We start from the raw sequence: 17652 nt of genomic DNA, 5'->3' as shown, positions 1-17652 counted from the left end.
GCTGTTTCCGAAAGAAAGCAAATAGAGCGCAGCGGCCCTATTTGCTGGTTGAGCTGTTATTTCTTCTTTTTCCGTTTCTGTTTCGGCGCGTTTTGAAAGCCGCGTTTTTTCTTTTTCGGCTTCGGCTTCGTGAACCATTCCCCTTTTTCCTCAGATGGAGCTGGAGAAACAGGTGAATTGGTGCTTTGGACGCGTTTTCTGGCAGGCTTTCCGCGTTTTCTGCTCTGGCTGCTGTCCAGTTCCCTTGGACGACGCGGAGAGCCTTTCATGCCGACGATTTCAAAATCAATATTGCGCTCGTCTTTATTGACATCGACCACCTTGACCGTGATTTCATCTCCAATGCGGAAGACGTTGCCTGTCCGCTCGCCGATCATTGCAAAATGCTGCTCGTCAAAGCGGTAGTAGTCATCTGTCATAAAGCTGACATGCACGAGTCCTTCGATTGTATTCGGCAGCTCGACGAACATTCCGAAGTTTGTTACAGAGCTGATCATGCCGTCAAACTCTTCACCGATTTTATCCAGCATGTATTCCGCTTTTTTCAGATCATCCGTTTCACGCTCGGCGTCAACAGCCCGGCGCTCCATTGTTGATGTATGTTCGGCGATATCCGGCAGGCGTTCAGCCCACTTTTCCTGTGTCGCTTCATCGACTTTGCCGTTGATTAAGTACGTTCTGATCAGACGGTGGACGATTAAGTCCGGGTAACGGCGGATCGGCGATGTGAAATGTGTATAGAATTCCGTTGACAGACCGAAGTGCCCTAAGCTTTGCGGGTCGTATTTCGCCTGTTTCATCGAACGGAGCATGACAGTGGATATCACTGTTTCTTCAGGTTTGTCACGCACAGCGTCCAGAACGCTTTGCAGCGCGCGCGGATGAATATCTCCCGCCGTTCCTTTCACGACATAGCCAAATGTCGTCACGAATTCCAAAAACTTTTGCAGCTTTTCAGCGTTCGGCTCTTCGTGGATCCGATATATAAACGGTACGTTCATCCAATGGAAATGCTCCGCTACCGTTTCGTTCGCCACAAGCATAAATTCTTCAATCAGCTTCTCCGCGACTGAGCGTTCTCTGATGACAACGTCTTTAACCGCTCCTTCGTCATCGACAAGCACCTTTGCTTCTTTGAAATCAAAATCAACGGCGCCGCGGTTCATCCGCTTATCGCGCAGAATTTGAGCCAGGCGCTCCATGTCTTTAAACATTGGAACAAGAGGCTCGTATTTTTGTTTCAGCTCTTCATCATCGTCAACAAGAATTTGATTCACATCTGAATACGTCATTCTTTCCGTTGTTTTGATGACACTTTGGAAGATCTCATGCTCCGTGACCTGCCCTTGGCTGTTAATGGTCATTTCACAAGAAAGTGTCAAGCGGTCAACCTTTGGATTTAAGGAACAGATGCCGTTTGACAGTCTGTGCGGAATCATCGGGATGACACGGTCAACCAAATACACACTCGTCCCTCTTTCAAGCGCTTCTTTGTCAATCGGCGAGTTTTCGGTTACGTAATGGCTGACATCGGCAATGTGAACGCCAAGCTTATAGCTTCCGTCATCAAGCTTCGTCACGGTAACCGCATCATCCAAATCCTTCGCGTCCGCCCCGTCAATGGTGACAATCACCTGGTCACGAAGATCACGGCGATCTTTCAGATCTTTTTCGTCAATGGTGTCAGGCGTACTTGATGCCTGTTCCATGGCGTCGGCAGGAAATTCTCCCGGCAGGCCGTGCTTATGAATGACCGATAAAATATCAATGCCCGGATCATTTTTATGGCCGAGAATGGTTTCAACCTCGCCCTCTGCGTTCATGCGGCCTTCTGGATAGCTTGTCAGCTTGACAACAACCTTATGCCCCTCCGCTGCTCCGTTTTTCCCATTTTTCGGGATAAAGATGTCACTCGTAATTTTTTTGTCGTCCGGAATGACAAAGCCGAAGTTTCTTGTTTCTGTATACGTACCGACAACCCGCTGAATCGCTCTTTCTAAAATGCGGATGACGGTTCCTTCCTGTCTGGAGCCGTTTGACTGTGAATTTAGCCGAACCATGACGATATCGCCGTTCATTGCTGTATTCAGCTCATTAGGCGGAATAAACACATCGCTTAACGATGTATCCTCAGGCAGCAAAAAGGCGAATCCTTTTGCATGCGCTGAAATCTTTCCTTTTATTAAATTCATCTTCTCCGGAATGCCGTAGCGGTCGCTTCTCGTTCGTACGATAAGCCCTTTGTCTTCCAAGGCGACTAACGCTTTAACGAGCTCTTTAAACTCCTCGGCTTCCGTAATATTTAACATCTCCTCAAGTTCTTGAACGGTCAGAGGCTTGTACGCCTCTTCCTTCATAAACGAGAGAAGCTTATCCATAAATGCTTCTTTTCCCATTATCCAACCTCCTGTTCATTACCAATCGATCTTCTCTAAAAATTCATACACATCCTGATGGACGAGGTCACGTTCTTTGTCCAGCGTAATGACATGGCCTGATTCCTCGTACCATTTCAGCTGTTTATCATCGGTTTCCACTTCGTTGTAAATCATATTGGCGCTATCTGTATTAATCATGTGATCATGTCGGGCCTGTACCACAAATGTCGGTGAATAAATCATATCGACATTGTTCCGTACATCGGCAATTAATTCTTGCAACGCCTTGAGCGTGTTCATCGGCGTTTTTTCGAATTCCTGCATTTCCTCTTCAATTTGCTCCGGGCTTTTCCCCTCGAATTTTTTGTAATTGCGAGCGTATGAAAGGACGCCCTGGTACATGACCTCTTCACTCTTAATATGCATTGGCGCGCACATTGGGACAATTCCCTTTATGGGTACAGTGTAACCCAATTTTAGCGAAAAAACCCCGCCAAGCGACAGTCCGCAGGCAGCAATGCTCTCATAGCCTTCAGATTTTAAGTATTCATAGCCGTCCATGACGTTTTTCCACCAGTCTTCAGGCCCCGTATGTACAAGTTCTTCAGGAGGTACGCCATGTCCTTCATATTGAGGCGCGTGGCACGTATAGCCCCGTTCATTCAAGTAACGTCCCAGCATTCTGACATCCGCTGTATTTCCTGTAAAGCCATGCAGCAACAGCACCGCTTTGTCTCCGCCTTTAAATGTAAATGGTTTTGGTGTCACAACTTTCATGCTCATGTCTCCCTTTCTATCTGCACGATCATTTTAGTTTTCCACAGTTTGATCAGAAAAAAACGCTCTGAATTTATCAGCCAGAAACGTGAAAAAGGCCTGACTTCACATCAGACCTTATACAAACATTGCCCTATAGGATATAAGCAAGCGCAATCGTTAACACGAAAAACAAGACTGCCAGCACAACCGTGATGCGGTGCAAAATCAAATCAAGACCTCTTGCTTTTTGTTTCCCGAAGAGCTGCTCCGCTCCGCCTGAAATCGCACCAGACAATCCGGCGCTTTTACTGGATTGAAGCAAAACGACAATAATAAGTGCAATGCTGACGATAACCAATAAGGTAATCAAAACCGCGTGCATCCCATACACCTCCAGACTCACTGGCCTACATTACTTCTATTTTACATGAAAAGGGTTGGCATGTCACGCTGTATCAGACGCCAAAAGACGGGATAAGGCGTTTTATCTTGGTTACCCTATTCATATAAAAAGTCAAAAGGAGAAAAATAATGCCCCTTATCAGCATAGCCAGCAGAAAACATCTTTATTATGAGGAATATGGACAGGGAATTCCGATCATTTTTATCCACCCGCCAGGCATGGGACGCAAGGTTTTTTATTATCAGCGCCTTCTCTCCGAGCATTTCAGGGTGATTTTTCCCGATTTAAGCGGCCACGGTGACAGCGATCATGCGAATCAGCCAGCTTCTATTTCTTATTACGCAAACGAGATCGTGCAATTCATGGATGCTCTGCACATTGATAAGGCTGTGTTATTCGGGTATTCCGCCGGCGGCTTAATCGCGCAGCACATCGGCTTTACCCGCCCGGACAAAGTGTCGCATCTTGTTCTGTCCGGCGCTTATCCTGCTGTTCATAACGTAATCGGGGAGAAAATTCACAAGACTGGGATGTATCTGCTCGAGAAAAACGCCGGTTTACTCATTCGCATCCTCGCCGCAAGCCACACAAAAAACAAAGAGCTTCGAGCCATATTGACAGGCCATATGAAAAAAGCAGACCTGGCTCATTGGCATCAATATTATCAGGATTCACTCCGTTACAACTGCATTGAACAGCTGCCTCATTTACACATGCCGATGCTGTTTATGTTTGGCGGCCTGCGGGACTGGACCTTCCCCGCCTCAGGCTATTACCGCAAAGCTTGCAGCCATGCCGAATTTTTCAGATTGGAATATCAGGGGCATCAGCTGCCGACAAAACAATGGAAAACATGCAACGAACTGGTGACAGGGTTTGTGCTGACACATCATTCTTAGGATAGAAAACGCTCGGTATCTCCTTGTGTTTCCTACCTTCTATTGACTTTTGTCAACAAAATCATAGTAAAAAAGATCCTCGAATTTCAAATTAAAATAGTGAAGCATTTTACCGATCACTAGCTGTCCCGGCCGTCTTTCTCCATTCAGCACGCGACTCAGTGTGGCGGGTGAGACTCCGATTTCCAGCGCAAGCTGGTTAAGGGAATAATTGTTATTGACCATATACTGCAAGACATAATCACGTCTAATCTGTATCTTTTCTACTGGCACTTTCCTCACCTTCCGTTCTTGAAAATACTTTTTTCTATACTTTTACATTACGGCTTATGTTAACTTTTGTCAATACATTTCCAGCCTACCTATTCCCTTTAGTCAATAAACATACTAAAATATGAGTAACAGTGAGGGACGGGGTGAGACATATGGAAAACTTTGGCGAACAATTGCGGGCATTGCGTGAAGAGAGAAAATTAACAGTCAACCAGCTGGCAACTTATTCAGGCGTAAGCGCGGCCGGCATCTCCAGAATCGAAAACGGCAAACGGGGCGTTCCAAAACCCGCCACTATCAAAAAGCTGGCGGAGGCTTTAAAAATTCCTTATGAAGGGCTTATGTATAAGGCTGGTTACATCGAAGAAGCACATGAAGCAAGGGCTCCTTATGAAACGAAGTGCAAGCTGCTTGAAAAAGCAGAGGCCTATGACTTGAAAAACCTTGCTCTTCTTGAGACTGAAAAGTGGCAGTATCTCAATAAAGAAGACCTGCTCATGCTGGATCATTATTTTTCGTTTATTTCAGACGAAGCCAAAAAACGGTCAGCTGATGACTAACTCTTGATAGAAATGCGAGGCGATCACCATGTCACCATTCGGACAGCAATTACGGGAGCTGCGCCGCGCCCGCAAACTGACAGTGAATCAGCTTGCGGTGTACTCAGGCATCAGCTCGGCCACCATTTCAAAAATTGAAAACGGCAAGCGGGGCACGCCAAAACCTGCAACCATAAAAAAACTGGCGGCCGTACTGAAAGTGCCCTACGAAAACCTGATGGCTGCCGCAGGCCATATACGGGCCTTTCCAGAAGAAATCCGCGAAGCTTCGGAAAGCTATCAGTCCGTTTATGACATTTACCAGACGGCTGTCACTCGCGGAGCGGAGCACCTCCCGATTTTCAACAGCAAAAAATGGGAACTTCTCTCAAAGCAGGATATTGAAAATCTCAGCAAGTACTTTGATTTTTTAGCTTCGGAAGCGAAAAAGCGCGCCTCCTCTTCATAATCCCCTGTTTCTCTCTTCATGCATTTTATCAATCACGCTTGCATACCTTCCCTCGTTATTTGCGTTATAATAGTGACAGACGAGGTGAAAAGTATGAACCAATCAGAAATGTGTCCTAGATTTGAAAAAGCAGTCGACATCTTGAGTAAACGCTGGGTCGCTTTGATCGTATTTCAGCTCTTGAACGGGTCGCAGCGATTTAGCGAAATTGAAGCAGCACTTCCAAATCTAAGCGGCAGAGTTCTGTCAGAACGGCTGAAAGAACTTGAGCTTGAAGGAGTAGTGAAGCGGGATGTCATCCCGGAAACTCCGGTTCGCATCGAATATTCATTGACCGATAAAGGAAAGGCGTTAGCCCCCATTTTGGGTGAGATTTCAAAATGGGCGACGGATTGGATTGACCCTTCCTTTCTTGACTAATTGCTAAAACGGTTCTGATCTCAAAGACGAGAGAAGGACCGTTTTTTTATTTTTCATTTTCAGGTGAAAAAACGATTTCTCAGCCGATATATAGTACAACCACACATTACGTTTTTAAAGGAGACCACTATATGCGACTGACGATTTCCCGCAAATTCAGCCTGGTATTTTTGACACTGATCCTGATCAACTTACTTGTAGGCGGAATAGGCGCTTTTAATATGCAGCATATCATTCAAAAGACAGATGAAATCAACACAAAATGGATTGACGGCATCAAGGAAATTACATCGGTTAATTATTTGACCGAACACCTATCTTCTAAAGAAAAGGATTTTCTGATTTACACAGAAAAAAGCAAAATGGATACGCTTGATCAAGAAATGAATCAGATTCTTGAAGACATCAAACATAAGCTAGACAGCTACGAAAAAACGATTTCAAATGATAAAGAGCAAAAGCTGTTCGAGCAGCTTCAAACTGAAGTGAACACCTATACTGATATTCATGCGCAAATTATAGAAAGCGGCCGCACGAATGATATGGACAAAGCAAGAGGTTTATTGGTTCAGACTGAAGCCAGCTTTGAGGAGATGAAAAAATCACTCACTCAGCTTGTTGACTTTAATAAAGAAGGCAGCAACACAGCTGTAAAAGAAACGAAGGACGTCTATCATAAAGGACTTATTTACACTGCTTTGCTTCTGGCAGCTTCGATTATTATCAGTATTGTCATCTGGCTTTATATCACTCGAAACATTGTAAAGCCTATCATTCGCATGAAGGAGTCTGCCAATCATATTGCCGAGGGAGATCTGTCGAATGACATGGAGCCGCTCAACTCAAAAGACGAGCTGGGCGATCTGAACGAAGCGCTGCAAAAAATGGTCGTTAATCTGAGAGATATTGTCGGATACTCCAAAGAAATCTCAAGCCGGGTTCTTTCTTCTTCACAAGTACTGGCAAACGCAACAAATGAAACGAGATCCGGCAGTAAACATATTACCGAAACGATGAACGAAATGGCTGAGGGCTCTGAACAGCAGGCCCAAGACGCCGTGACGATTGCCGAGTCGATGAATGAATTCACCGAAAGCATTGATAAAGCCTATAATCATGGCATGACCATCAGCGATACGTCTCAAAACGTTCTCGAACTCGCGGTAAGCGGAAACACAAATATGGATACGTCATTGCAGCAAATGAAAACCATCCATCATATCGTTCAGGAAGCCGTTCATAAAGTGAAGTCGCTGGAGCAGCATTCTCAGGATATCAACAAGCTCGTTCAGGTCATCAACGGCATTGCCGAGCAAACGAATTTGCTTTCACTTAACGCCGCCATTGAAGCTGCCCGCGCGGGAGAAAGCGGCAAAGGCTTCGCCGTTGTGGCAGAAGAGGTCAGAAAGCTGGCTGACGGCGTTTCTGATTCCGTGCAGGATATTACCCGGATTGTAGGCGGCACACAGCAGGAAATCCACATCGTCATTGAATACTTAGAAAGCAGCTTTACAGAAGTCGAAAGAGGAACAGCGAACCTGACAGACACCGGCCAGGCTATGCAGCATATCAAACAATCCGTCACTCACGTTGCAGACAGCATTAAAGAAGTAACAGATGGCCTGAAGCAGTTAACAAACCAATCAATTACCATCAACCAATCGATTGAAAATATCGCTTCTGTATCTGAAGAGTCGGCCGCAGGGATTGAAGAAACATTTTCGATTACCGAGCAATCCGCCCACTCCATGGATCAAGTGCTCCAGAATGCCGAAGAGCTTGAGCAGCTGGCGAAGAAGCTTAATGAGAAAATGGATCAGTTTACAATTTAAATAAAAAAAGAGGCTGGAGTCATCCAAGCCTCTTTTTCTATTCTATGCCGCTGTTTGAACGCGTTTCGCTCTGGTTCTTTTTTTCTTGACCGGACTTAATGCCCGCTCCAGCCAGGCCATTATCAAATCTGCTCCTACCGCCATCACCGCAGTCGGGATCGCGCCGGCGAGAATAATCGCAGTTCCGTTTGTCGCGTTTGATCCGCGGACGATCATATCCCCGAGACCCCCGGCGCCGACAAATGTGCCGATCGCTGTAATCCCGATGGCAATGACGAGAGCCGTGCGCAAGCCTGCCATAATGACAGAAAGCGCCAGCGGGAGCTCAACCATCCGGAGAACCTGAAATTTCGTCATGCCCATCGCTTTTCCCGATTCTAAGTAGGCGTGTTCAATGCTGACAATGCCTGTGTACGTGTTTCGGATAATCGGCAGGAGGGAATACAGAAATAATGATACAATCACGGTGTTTGCGCCGAGCCCCATAACAAGCATCAAGACGGCCAGCATGGCAAGCGCCGGGATTGTCTGAATAACGTTTGTTACGGCAAACACCCAAGCTGACAAGCGGCGAAAATGCGCAATAAGGATTCCGGCCGGAACTCCGACGGCAGCGGCAAACAAGACGCCGTAAGCCGACATGAGAAAGTGTCGGCCGAATTCTTCCATGACGTAGCTGCCGTTTTGCGCATAGTACGTCATTAACTGTTCAAGCACGTTCATTGGCTTCGTCCCCCTTTCACGATTCGAAGTAGTGATGCTTTTCTAAATATTCCTTGGCAACAACAGACGGTTCTTTTAGATTGCCGTCGACTTCGTAGTTAAGCTCCTGCATCGTGGCTGTGCCGATTTTCCCGATCATTTTCTGGATGATGCCTTCTAGTTCAGGATGTTCTTTCAGGACATGTTCCGGAACAACCGGAGAGCAGTCGTACGGAGGGAAAAATTGTTTATCATCCTTTAGCATTTTGAGCCCATAGGACTTGATTCTTCCGTCCGTGGAATATGCAAGCACAATGTCCATTTTTCCGTTTTTCGCCGCATCATACACAAGCCCGATCTGCATGGGATACGTGCCGCCGAATGCCATGCCGTAGGTTTTTGTAAAATCCTTATAGCCGTTCCCCTTCAGCTTCATCCAATAGTTATCAACGCCCAGCTTTAATTGCGGCGCCCATTTTTTAACGTCTGATACGGTTTCTAAGTGATATTGATCCGCAAGCTGTTGGCTGACCGTAAAGACGTACGTATTATCAAACCCGTAGGAATCATACCATTTTAAATCGTATCTTTTTTTAAACTCCCGCTGTGTCAGCGCCAGCGCTTTGTCCGGATCTTTTTCCGGTTCCATTCTCAGCGTGCCTGTCAGCGCGTCTCCGGTATATCTTGTGGCCGCGATGTCAATTTCCCCGTTCATTAAGGCCTGCTGCTGCACCGCGTTGGAACCGAGATTTTTAATGGTTGTTGTTTTCAGATCAGTATAGTGTTCGATCATCTGGCCAAGCATGCTGGCGATGATTTCTGATTCGCTCATGCTTTGCGCGCCGATCTTAATGGTCTGGTCTGAAGCGGCGCTGAGGCCCGGAAGCGAACAGCCGCTCAACGTCATCATTGCTGCGAGCGTTAAACCGATCATCCATTTAAGATATTTTCTTTTCATGAGCCGCCTCCTTATGAAACTTCCTTCAATCTCTGCATGCCGGCAGGTGTCAGTTTTCGTTCAGCCACCGCCAGCACATAATCTATCACAATCGCCAATATTGTGACGGGCACCGCGCCGCCAATGATATATTCCGGCTGATATAAATTCAGTCCGATAAAAATGTAATCCCCCAATCCGCCGCCTCCGATAAAGGAAGCAAGCGTAGCCCAGCCGATTAAGTAAATCGTCGATGTTCTGATTCCCGCCATGATGACAGGTGCGGCAAGCGGCAGTTCCACCAAACGGACTTGTTCAGCCGGCGTCATTCCGATGCCTTTACCAGACTCGAGCAGATTTTTGTTGACGCCGCGAATGCCGGTATACGTGTTGCGCAGAATCGGCAGAACGGAATAGAAAAACAAGGCCACAATAGCCGGAACTTTCCCGACACCTAAGAGCGGAATAAAAAAAGCGAGAATCGCCAGACTCGGCAGCGTTTGAATGATATTGACAATACCGATAATCGCGCCGGCCCCCTTCTTCATTCTGGTAAGCACAACCCCGAGGGGTACGGCAACGATTACGCCTAAGATGACAGCAATGAGCGATATCGTGATATGCTCATATGTTTTATAAAGGAGCTCTCCCCCGTTGGTTTGCAAAAATTGAACAATATGATGCATGACTTATCGCCTCCCTATGACAACACCGTGAGCTGCTTTTCTTCTCCCCAAAGGGAGTCATACACAATGTCGACCAGACTCGCTCTCGTCACAATTCCGATTAAGCGCCGGTCTTCATCCACAACAGGGACATATTTGACACCCCGTTTTAAAATTTTGCGGACCGTGTCGCGCAGCAATGTGCCGCCCAATACGGTGTAAAGGTCTTCATGTAAAACCTCTCCTACAAGATTGGCTTTTTTCCGGCATTGATCAATGATTTCAACATCCACATAGCCTTGGAGAACATGCCCGTCATCGACGACAAGCAAAGAATCGACACGCTTCTGCCTCATCAGCTGAATCGATTCAGAAAGCGTTTTATCCGCGGTGATCGTCACGGGCTGCGTGTTCATAATCTGGTCAACCCGTTCAACATCAGGGCTGGATGACTGGATCAGCCGCTCCTTGCCGATAAATTCTTCAACAAATTCATCAGCCGGATTTCTCAAAATGTCATCGGGCGTTCCAACTTGAACGATTTCTCCCGCTCTCAAAATCACAATCCGGTCTGCCAGTTTAATCGCTTCATCCATATCGTGGGTAACAAATACGATGGTTTTATGTAAGGTTTTTTGCAGTTTTTTAAATTCTTCCTGAAGGGAATCCCTCGTAATCGGGTCGAGCGCCCCAAACGGTTCATCCATTAAGATAAGCGGCGGCTCCGCGGCAAGTGCCCGTAATACACCAATTCGCTGCTGCTGTCCCCCGCTTAATTCATGAGGGTAACGGTCCAAATATTCCGGTCCCATATCGACCAATTTCAGAAGTTCACGCGCCCGCTCTTTCCGCTGCTGTTCAGGCCATTTCAGCAGTTTAGGAACAAGTGAGATGTTCTGCTGAATGGTCATATGCGGAAACAGGCCGATCTGCTGAATGACATAGCCGATCTTACGCCTAAGCTCGACAGGGTCCTGTTCCATGATGTTTTCGCCGTCAATGAAAATCTTGCCGGCGGAAGGCTCAATTAATCGGTTAATCATTTTCATTGTTGTCGTTTTTCCGCAGCCGCTCGGGCCGATGAAACAGATAAATTCGCCTTTTGCAATCTTAAGATTCACGTTATTCACGGCTTTTTTGCCGCCCTTGTATGTTTTCGAGACATTTTCTAATGTCAGCAAACATCGCACCTCCAAAATTAAATTTATTCAATTCGTTCAGTTTATATTTAATTTTTCAGACAATTGAATGCTTCCCATTATAGAATAAAGTTTATAAAATAAAAAGTTTACAATTTGTTCATATTGTTTATAAAGTATGTATAAATGCTGATTTACCCCCATTGACCTGCAATGATCTCCTTATTGCTCCAATTTCCTGCCAAATTCTCTTGTTACAGCATTTCCGCCGTATCAAAAATGTGGTATATTGACATCGGAATTGTTAGCTGAAAGGATTGAAACCGTTGGAGAAAGATCCGTTAACGATCATTGAACAAGCTGAAGACCATTTAGTAGAAAGAATCGCGGAAAACATGCATGCATTTGGAATGCCCTCTACGGTCGGACGTGTGCTGGGCATTATTTATATGAATCGAAAACCGATGACGCTGACCGAATTGTCTGAAGCGACCGGCATGAGCAAAACTCGCATGAGCCAGGTTGTGCGGGAAATGCTTGATGCCAACATTGCCGAGAAGGTATTTGAAAAGGGCGTGCGAAAAGATTTATATGAGGTGGAGCAAGATTACTACCAAACGTTTATCACGCTGTTTACAGCCACTTGGAGCAAAGTCGTCAGCAAAAATAAAATGATGCATAAAAAACTCAATCGGGAGCTGCTCAGCATCTTGGACGAAGAGCTTACCCCTGAAGCGGAAGAAAAAGTGAATGAGCTGCTGAAGGAATTAAAGGAATGGCTCGATTATTATCATTGGCTCGGCCGTTTGATTGAGTTTTTTGAGAGCGAAGAGATTTTTAAATATGTGCCGAAGCCGTAAAAAACGCCCTGTTTTTTCCACAAGGCGTTTTTTCTTATGCGGCGCCGGCCAGTTTTTTCTTCTTTTTAATCGGGCTTAACGCGCGTTCAAGCCAGCCCATGACCAAATCGGCAATCACCGCCATCAGAGCCGTGGGGATCGCGCCCGCCAATATAATCGCGGTACCGTTTGTTGCGTTTGATCCCCTGACGATGATGTCCCCGAGTCCGCCTGCACCGACAAATGTCCCGATGGCCGTAATGCCGATGGCGATGACAAGCGCGGTGCGGAGGCCGGCCATAATGACAGAAAGCGCAAGCGGAAGCTCGACCATCCGCAGCACTTGAAATTTCGTCATTCCCATCGCTTTTCCGGATTCAAGATAGGCGTGTTCAATGCTGATAATCCCTGTATACGTATTCCTGATAATCGGCAAAAGAGAATACAGAAATAATGACAATATCACCGTATTAGCGCCCAGTCCCATGACAAGCATCAGCACGGCCAGCATGGCGAGGGCCGGGATCGTCTGAATGACGTTCGTCACCGCAAAAATCCACCCGCTTAACATTCTGTATCTGGCGATCAGGATGCCGAGCGGAATTCCAACAATGGCCGCAAACAAAACGCCGTACACCGACATCAGAAAATGGCGGTAAAACTCCTGCAGCACGTAACCGCCGTTTTGCGAATAGTAGGTGCCAAGCTGCTGTAGTACTTCCATATGATCCGCCTCTTTTCTTATTCAAAATAATGATGTTTCTCTAAAAATTCCTTTGCTACGACAGACGGCTCCTTCAGCTTGCCATCCACTTCATAGTTAAGCTCCTGCATCGTTTCCGTATCGATTTGCCCAATCAGCTTATTGATCACACCTTCAAGCTCCGGATGCTCCTTGAGCACCTTTTCCGGAATCACCGGTGAACAGTCATACGGCGGGAAAAACCGCTTATCGTCTGTTAAGATTTTCAGGTCATAGGCTTTAATCCGTCCATCCGTTGAATAGGCAAGAACAGCATCCATTTTCCCGTTTTTCACCGCGTCATAGACAAGCCCGATCTGCATCGGATAGGTTGTGCCGAATTCAAAGCCATACGTGCTGACAAAGCCTTTATATCCGTCGCCTTTTCGTTTCAGCCAGGCATTGTCGACGCCCAGTTTATATTGGGAAGCATTTTTTTTCAGGTCAGACACGGTGTTGAGATGCTCCTTTTCCGCAAACGTTTTTGTCACGGTAAAAGCATATGTGTTTTCAAACCCATAGGAATCAAACCATTTATAGGAAAAGCGCTTTTCAAATTCGTTCTGCACGATGTTCAGCGCTTTTTCCGGGTCTTTCTCCGCTTCCTTGCCGAGGGTGCTTGTTAAATCCGTCCCGGAATAGCGCGTGGCAGAAATATCAACATCACCGCCGAGCATCGCTTGGTGCTGAACATAGTTGGACCCGAGGTTTTTCACTAAAGCGGTATTCAAATCGGTATCATGTTCAATAAGCTGCGCGATCATATTCGCTAAAATTTCTGATTCTGTCATGCTTTGCGCCCCGATTTTGATCGTATCGTCTGAAGCGCCGCCAAGTCCCGGCAGAGAACAGCCGCCAAGCAGCAGGACAAAGGCGAGAGCGAACGCGCCTAGCCATTTGATTTTTTTCGTTTTCAACAGAGCCAACTCCTTACGAAACTTCCTTCATCCCTTGCAGTCCTTTCGGCGTCACCTTCCGTTCTGTCACAGCCAGCACATAATCAATGATAATCGCCAGGATCGTGACCGGGACGGCGCCGCCAATGATATATTCAGGCTGATACAGGTTCAGGCCGATAAAAATGTAGTCACCGAGACCGCCGCCCCCGATAAACGACGCAAGTGTCGCCCAGCCGATTAAGTAGATCGTTGACGTACGGATTCCCGCCATAATGATCGGAATCGCCAGCGGGATTTCGACGAGCCGAATCTGCTCCCAGCCGGTCATGCCGATCCCCTTTCCCGATTCCAGCAGATTTTTGTTTACACCTTTGATGCCTGTATACGTATTGCGCAGGATCGGCAGCACCGAATAGAAAAATAAAGCGACAATCGCAGGCACTTTCCCTACACCGAGAAGCGGAATAAAAAAGGCTAAAATCGCCAAACTCGGCAGGGTTTGCACAATGTTGACGACACCTATAATCGCGCCTGCGCCTTTTTTCATTCTAGTAAGTGCAACGCCGAGCGGCACCGCAACGATAATTCCCAATACAACAGCAATGAGTGAAATATATATATGCTCTCCTGTTTTATACAGCAGCTCTCCGCCATTCGTTTGCAAAAAAGTCATCATTTGATTCATCTTAAAAGAGCTCCTTCCCTGGTCAGATCGTCATGAGCTGGTCTTCCTCGCCCCATATGGAATCGTACACGATATCAACAAGGCTCGCTCTTGTCACAATGCCAGCTAAATGGTTCTGTTCATCCACCACCGGAACATATTTAATTCCCTGCTTCAGGATCTTACGGACCGTATCGCGCAGAAGCGCCCCTTTTTGTACGGTATACATATCCGAGCGGTATACTTCGCCAACGACGCTCGCTTTTTTGCGGTTTTGATCAATCATTTCCACATCAACATAGCCCTTCAGCACATTTTGTTTGTCTACAACAAGCAGCGAATCGACACGTTTTTCTCTCATCAGCTGAATCGCCTGGGAAAGCGTTTTGTCAGCTGATATCGTCACAGGCGTTCTGTTCATCATTTGCTCCACCCGCTCGATATCCGGCCTTGACTGGATCAGGCGTTCTTTCCCGATAAACTCTTCAACAAATTCATTGGCCGGGTTTCGGAGAATCTCATCAGGCGTACCGACTTGAACGATTTCGCCCGCTTTTAAAATCACGATCCTGTCAGCAAGCTTAATCGCTTCATCCATATCGTGTGTGACAAACACAATCGTTTTGTTTAAGGTTCTCTGCAGTTTTTTGAATTCTTCCTGAAGGGAATCACGTGTAATCGGATCAAGCGCTCCGAACGGTTCATCCATTAAAATGAGAGGGGGTTCCGCAGCCAGTGCGCGCAGCACTCCGATTCTTTGCTGCTGTCCGCCGCTGAGCTCATGGGGATAACGGTCTAAATATTCCGGGCCCATATCCACAAGCTTTAACAGCTCTCTCGCCCGTTCTTTCCGTTTTTCTTCAGGCCATTTCAGCAGTTTCGGCACGAGTGAGATATTCTGCTGGATGGTCATGTGAGGGAACAAACCAATCTGCTGAATGACATAGCCGATTTTTCTCCTCAGTTCTACCGGGTCCTGTTCCATCATATTTTCTCCATCGATAAAGATCTTTCCTGACGATGGCTCTATCAATCTGTTGATCATTTTCATCGTCGTCGTTTTTCCGCAGCCGCTCGGGCCGATAAAACAGACAAACTCACCTTTGGCAATATCTAAATCAACGCAGTTCACAGCTTTTTTGCCGCCCTTATATACTTTTGACACTTGTTCCAATTTCAGCAATCCGTGCACCTCCGCAGGTTCCTTATAAATTTTCTGAAAAGTATAACCTTTATTATAGTTTGAACTTTATAAAATAAAAAGTTTATAATGTGTTGAAATTATATGTTATTTACAGATTATTTATTGTTATGACGAAGGCGTAAAGGGAGTTCTTACAATTACGCCGGATACCTCCCTCTTTCTCTGCATTCAGCTATTTTCAACAACTGGCAGAAATATGATATATTGACTCCATCAATTGCCATTTGAAGGGATGATCAGCTGTGGAAAAAACTGCTCTCGACATCATTGAACATGCTGAAGAGCATCTCATTGAGAAGATTGCCGAAAATATGCAGACGTTTGGCATGCCTTCCACTGTCGGACGTGTGCTTGGGATTATTTATATGAATCGAAAACCGATGACGTTAAGCGAGCTGTCAGAGGCAACAGGCATGAGCAAAACACGGATGAGCCAAGTGGTCCGTGAAATGATTGATGCCAATATTGCCGAAAAGGTGTTTGAAAAAGGGGTAAGAAAAGATCTTTACGACGTTGAGCAGGATTATTATCAAACCTTCATTTCTTTATTTGCGGCGAACTGGACTAAGGTCGTGAGTAAAAACAAAGTACTGTATAAAAAATTAAACCGGGAGCTGACTGATCTTTTGCAAAAGGACGGGCTTACCCCTGAGACTGAGGAGAAAGTCAACCAGCTATTACATGAATTAAGAGAATGGCTCAATTACTATGACTGGGTGAGCCGCTTAATTGATTTTTTTGAAAGTGAAGAAGTGTTTCAATACGTGCCGAAAGCAATAGAAAGCAGCTCCCGCAAGTAAGGGAACTGCTTTTTGAATGTATCGAAAACATGTCTTTCAGCCCTGCACCGATCATCACTTCCGCTAAGATGAATCCCATCAGTCTGGTAATGACATTCATCTCTATTTTCCCGAGTTTGCTATTCAATGAAAGAAGAATAGTGAAAAAAGGGGCTATGCCGACCATCACAACGAGATCAAGAATAACGTTGCTAAGCCTGGCGCTATGGATCATGACGCACACTCGTGACGGCATCTGCGATAATCGGATTAGATAGAGGCGCGACTGACCTATCCGCTTTTCCCTTGCTTTCCTTATGTTTATCATGAGGAGAGACATTCAATAGATAATTAATGAAATATGCCGCCCGTTACGTATAAAACGTTTGTAGCCTGCCAGAAACACTCCATGCTACAATGAAGTGACAAATTGACTAGGAAGGACGTATACAGATGTTCAAAAAAATTGCAGCAGATGCACTGGGCTTATCTGATATCGGAAAAATTATCGAACCTCAGGATTATGACAAGACAGATGCTGATGACTATGTCATGCATGAAGACAATGAAAAAATATATTTCTTGATTAAAACGAAAGCAGACGAATACTGCTTTACGAATCTAGCTCTGATCCATGTAGACGGCGAACGCGCCACTTCCTCAAAACGAACGTTAAAACGCTATCCTTACTCTCAATTCAAAATTTCTGATGTCTTTCTGGAAACCGCGGGAAAAGTCGATCTAGATGTTGAGATTAAATTTAAACTGGGCGCGGAAAAATTCGACATCGATGTGCACAAAGACCAAATTGAAAAGTTAAAAGATCTATATAAAGCACTGCTTCGGATTGCTGAAACAACTTATGAAAATGATATTTTAATCAATCAGGCGGAACAAAGCTTGGATAAAGCCGTGACAATTCTTCACCACACCCGCCCCGAACACGTCAATCTTGAAACGCAATATAAAGAGCTGACCGAATTCGGTTTCACTTGGCTGACATCCGTTCGCTCGCAGTATCATATTAAGGATTTTGGAGATGTATTTGAGAAATATATTAATAACTAGCATAAAAAAGACACGGCTTCTATTAGGCTCGTGTCTTTTTTG

The 17652-nt window shown here is 45.8% G+C and carries 20 protein-coding genes and 1 pseudogene; 8 read left to right on the top strand and 13 right to left on the bottom strand.

Annotated elements, in window-relative coordinates; all coding sequences use genetic code 11:
- Positions 1–56: 56 nt before the first annotated feature.
- From rnr to secG, 3 genes are all read right to left on the bottom strand, one after another.
- Positions 57–2396 carry a ribonuclease R gene (rnr, locus tag V6D44_RS09150; RefSeq protein ID WP_333516420.1) on the bottom strand — a complete coding sequence of 780 codons (2340 nt, stop codon included), beginning with the start codon at positions 2394–2396 and terminating at the stop codon, positions 57–59.
- 18 nt (positions 2397–2414) lie between these two features.
- Positions 2415–3155 carry an alpha/beta hydrolase gene (locus V6D44_RS09145; protein WP_141113388.1) on the bottom strand — a complete coding sequence of 247 codons (741 nt, stop codon included), beginning with the start codon at positions 3153–3155 and terminating at the stop codon, positions 2415–2417.
- A gap of 133 nt (positions 3156–3288) precedes the next feature.
- Positions 3289–3519 carry a preprotein translocase subunit SecG gene (secG, locus tag V6D44_RS09140; protein WP_003220028.1) on the bottom strand — a complete coding sequence of 77 codons (231 nt, stop codon included), beginning with the start codon at positions 3517–3519 and terminating at the stop codon, positions 3289–3291.
- Between the two features lie 149 nt (positions 3520–3668).
- On the opposite strand from secG, the gene V6D44_RS09135 reads away from it, so the two are divergent.
- Entirely contained in the window at positions 3669–4439 is a 771-nt protein-coding gene (locus V6D44_RS09135) for an alpha/beta fold hydrolase (protein WP_333516419.1), read from the top strand.
- Between the two features lie 39 nt (positions 4440–4478).
- On the opposite strand, the gene V6D44_RS09130 is transcribed toward V6D44_RS09135, so the two are convergent.
- Positions 4479–4712 carry a helix-turn-helix domain-containing protein gene (locus tag V6D44_RS09130; protein WP_213398640.1) on the bottom strand — a complete coding sequence of 78 codons (234 nt, stop codon included), beginning with the start codon at positions 4710–4712 and terminating at the stop codon, positions 4479–4481.
- A 152-nt stretch (positions 4713–4864) separates the two neighbouring features.
- Between V6D44_RS09130 and rghR the strand changes: the two genes are divergently transcribed.
- The 4 genes from rghR (at position 4865) to V6D44_RS09110 (ending at position 7972) form a co-directional block, all read left to right on the top strand.
- Positions 4865–5272, top strand: coding sequence for a transcriptional repressor RghR (gene rghR / locus V6D44_RS09125; protein WP_087991152.1), 408 nt, complete (start codon positions 4865–4867; stop codon positions 5270–5272).
- 28 nt (positions 5273–5300) lie between these two features.
- Positions 5301–5720 (top strand): helix-turn-helix domain-containing protein, encoded by a 420-nt coding sequence (locus tag V6D44_RS09120; protein WP_148962775.1) that lies wholly within the window; start codon positions 5301–5303, stop codon positions 5718–5720.
- A 93-nt stretch (positions 5721–5813) separates the two neighbouring features.
- A complete protein-coding gene (gene catR, locus V6D44_RS09115) occupies positions 5814–6140 on the top strand; it encodes a catDE operon transcriptional regulator CatR (protein WP_003220037.1) in 327 nt (108 codons plus the stop codon).
- Positions 6141–6271: 131 nt separating this feature from the next.
- Complete coding sequence (locus V6D44_RS09110) at positions 6272–7972, top strand: methyl-accepting chemotaxis protein (RefSeq protein ID WP_202328022.1); 1701 nt, start codon at positions 6272–6274, stop codon at positions 7970–7972.
- 42 nt (positions 7973–8014) lie between these two features.
- Here V6D44_RS09110 and opuBD read toward each other — a convergent pair whose 3' ends face one another.
- From opuBD to opuBA, 4 genes are read right to left on the bottom strand one after another with little or no spacing between them, the layout of a single operon-like run.
- Positions 8015–8695 carry a choline ABC transporter permease OpuBD gene (gene opuBD, locus V6D44_RS09105; protein ID WP_087991155.1) on the bottom strand — a complete coding sequence of 227 codons (681 nt, stop codon included), beginning with the start codon at positions 8693–8695 and terminating at the stop codon, positions 8015–8017.
- A gap of 16 nt (positions 8696–8711) precedes the next feature.
- Positions 8712–9632: a choline ABC transporter substrate-binding lipoprotein OpuBC gene (gene opuBC, locus V6D44_RS09100; protein ID WP_087991156.1), complete on the bottom strand. Its 921-nt coding sequence runs from the start codon at positions 9630–9632 to the stop codon at positions 8712–8714.
- A gap of 11 nt (positions 9633–9643) precedes the next feature.
- Positions 9644–10297 (bottom strand): choline ABC transporter permease OpuBB, encoded by a 654-nt coding sequence (gene opuBB / locus V6D44_RS09095; RefSeq protein ID WP_148962770.1) that lies wholly within the window; start codon positions 10295–10297, stop codon positions 9644–9646.
- Positions 10298–10311: 14 nt separating this feature from the next.
- Positions 10312–11457 carry a choline ABC transporter ATP-binding protein OpuBA gene (gene opuBA, locus V6D44_RS09090; protein WP_202328021.1) on the bottom strand — a complete coding sequence of 382 codons (1146 nt, stop codon included), beginning with the start codon at positions 11455–11457 and terminating at the stop codon, positions 10312–10314.
- 284 nt (positions 11458–11741) lie between these two features.
- On the opposite strand from opuBA, the gene V6D44_RS09085 reads away from it, so the two are divergent.
- Complete coding sequence (locus tag V6D44_RS09085) at positions 11742–12275, top strand: GbsR/MarR family transcriptional regulator (RefSeq protein ID WP_087991159.1); 534 nt, start codon at positions 11742–11744, stop codon at positions 12273–12275.
- A gap of 34 nt (positions 12276–12309) precedes the next feature.
- Here the strand turns inward: V6D44_RS09085 and opuCD are convergent, their stop codons facing one another.
- The 4 genes from opuCD to opuCA are packed head-to-tail and all read right to left on the bottom strand — an operon-like array spanning position 12310 to position 15742.
- Entirely contained in the window at positions 12310–12978 is a 669-nt protein-coding gene (gene opuCD / locus V6D44_RS09080; RefSeq protein WP_087991160.1) for a glycine betaine/carnitine/choline/choline sulfate ABC transporter permease OpuCD, read from the bottom strand.
- A 17-nt stretch (positions 12979–12995) separates the two neighbouring features.
- Positions 12996–13913: an osmoprotectant ABC transporter substrate-binding lipoprotein OpuCC gene (gene opuCC / locus V6D44_RS09075; RefSeq protein ID WP_202328018.1), complete on the bottom strand. Its 918-nt coding sequence runs from the start codon at positions 13911–13913 to the stop codon at positions 12996–12998.
- A 13-nt stretch (positions 13914–13926) separates the two neighbouring features.
- A complete protein-coding gene (opuCB, locus tag V6D44_RS09070) occupies positions 13927–14580 on the bottom strand; it encodes a glycine betaine/carnitine/choline/choline sulfate ABC transporter permease OpuCB (RefSeq protein WP_087991162.1) in 654 nt (217 codons plus the stop codon).
- Positions 14581–14602: 22 nt separating this feature from the next.
- On the bottom strand, positions 14603–15742 hold the full coding sequence (opuCA, locus tag V6D44_RS09065; RefSeq protein WP_202328017.1) for an osmoprotectant ABC transporter ATP-binding protein OpuCA: 1140 nt from the start codon (positions 15740–15742) through the stop codon (positions 14603–14605).
- 263 nt (positions 15743–16005) lie between these two features.
- Between opuCA and V6D44_RS09060 the strand changes: the two genes are divergently transcribed.
- Entirely contained in the window at positions 16006–16563 is a 558-nt protein-coding gene (locus V6D44_RS09060; protein WP_087991163.1) for a GbsR/MarR family transcriptional regulator, read from the top strand.
- A gap of 19 nt (positions 16564–16582) precedes the next feature.
- Here V6D44_RS09060 and V6D44_RS21085 read toward each other — a convergent pair.
- Positions 16583–16871: pseudogene (locus V6D44_RS21085) on the bottom strand (MarC family protein); the annotation flags it as partial.
- A gap of 124 nt (positions 16872–16995) precedes the next feature.
- On the opposite strand from V6D44_RS21085, the gene V6D44_RS09055 reads away from it, so the two are divergent.
- Positions 16996–17610: a PH domain-containing protein gene (locus V6D44_RS09055; protein ID WP_087991164.1), complete on the top strand. Its 615-nt coding sequence runs from the start codon at positions 16996–16998 to the stop codon at positions 17608–17610.
- The last annotated feature ends 42 nt before the right edge of the window (positions 17611–17652 follow it).

Source organism: Bacillus sp. 0209A (assembly GCF_036765095.1).
GTDB lineage: Bacteria > Bacillota > Bacilli > Bacillales > Bacillaceae > Bacillus > Bacillus subtilis_G.
This window is presented reverse-complemented; position numbering and strand designations above follow the sequence as displayed.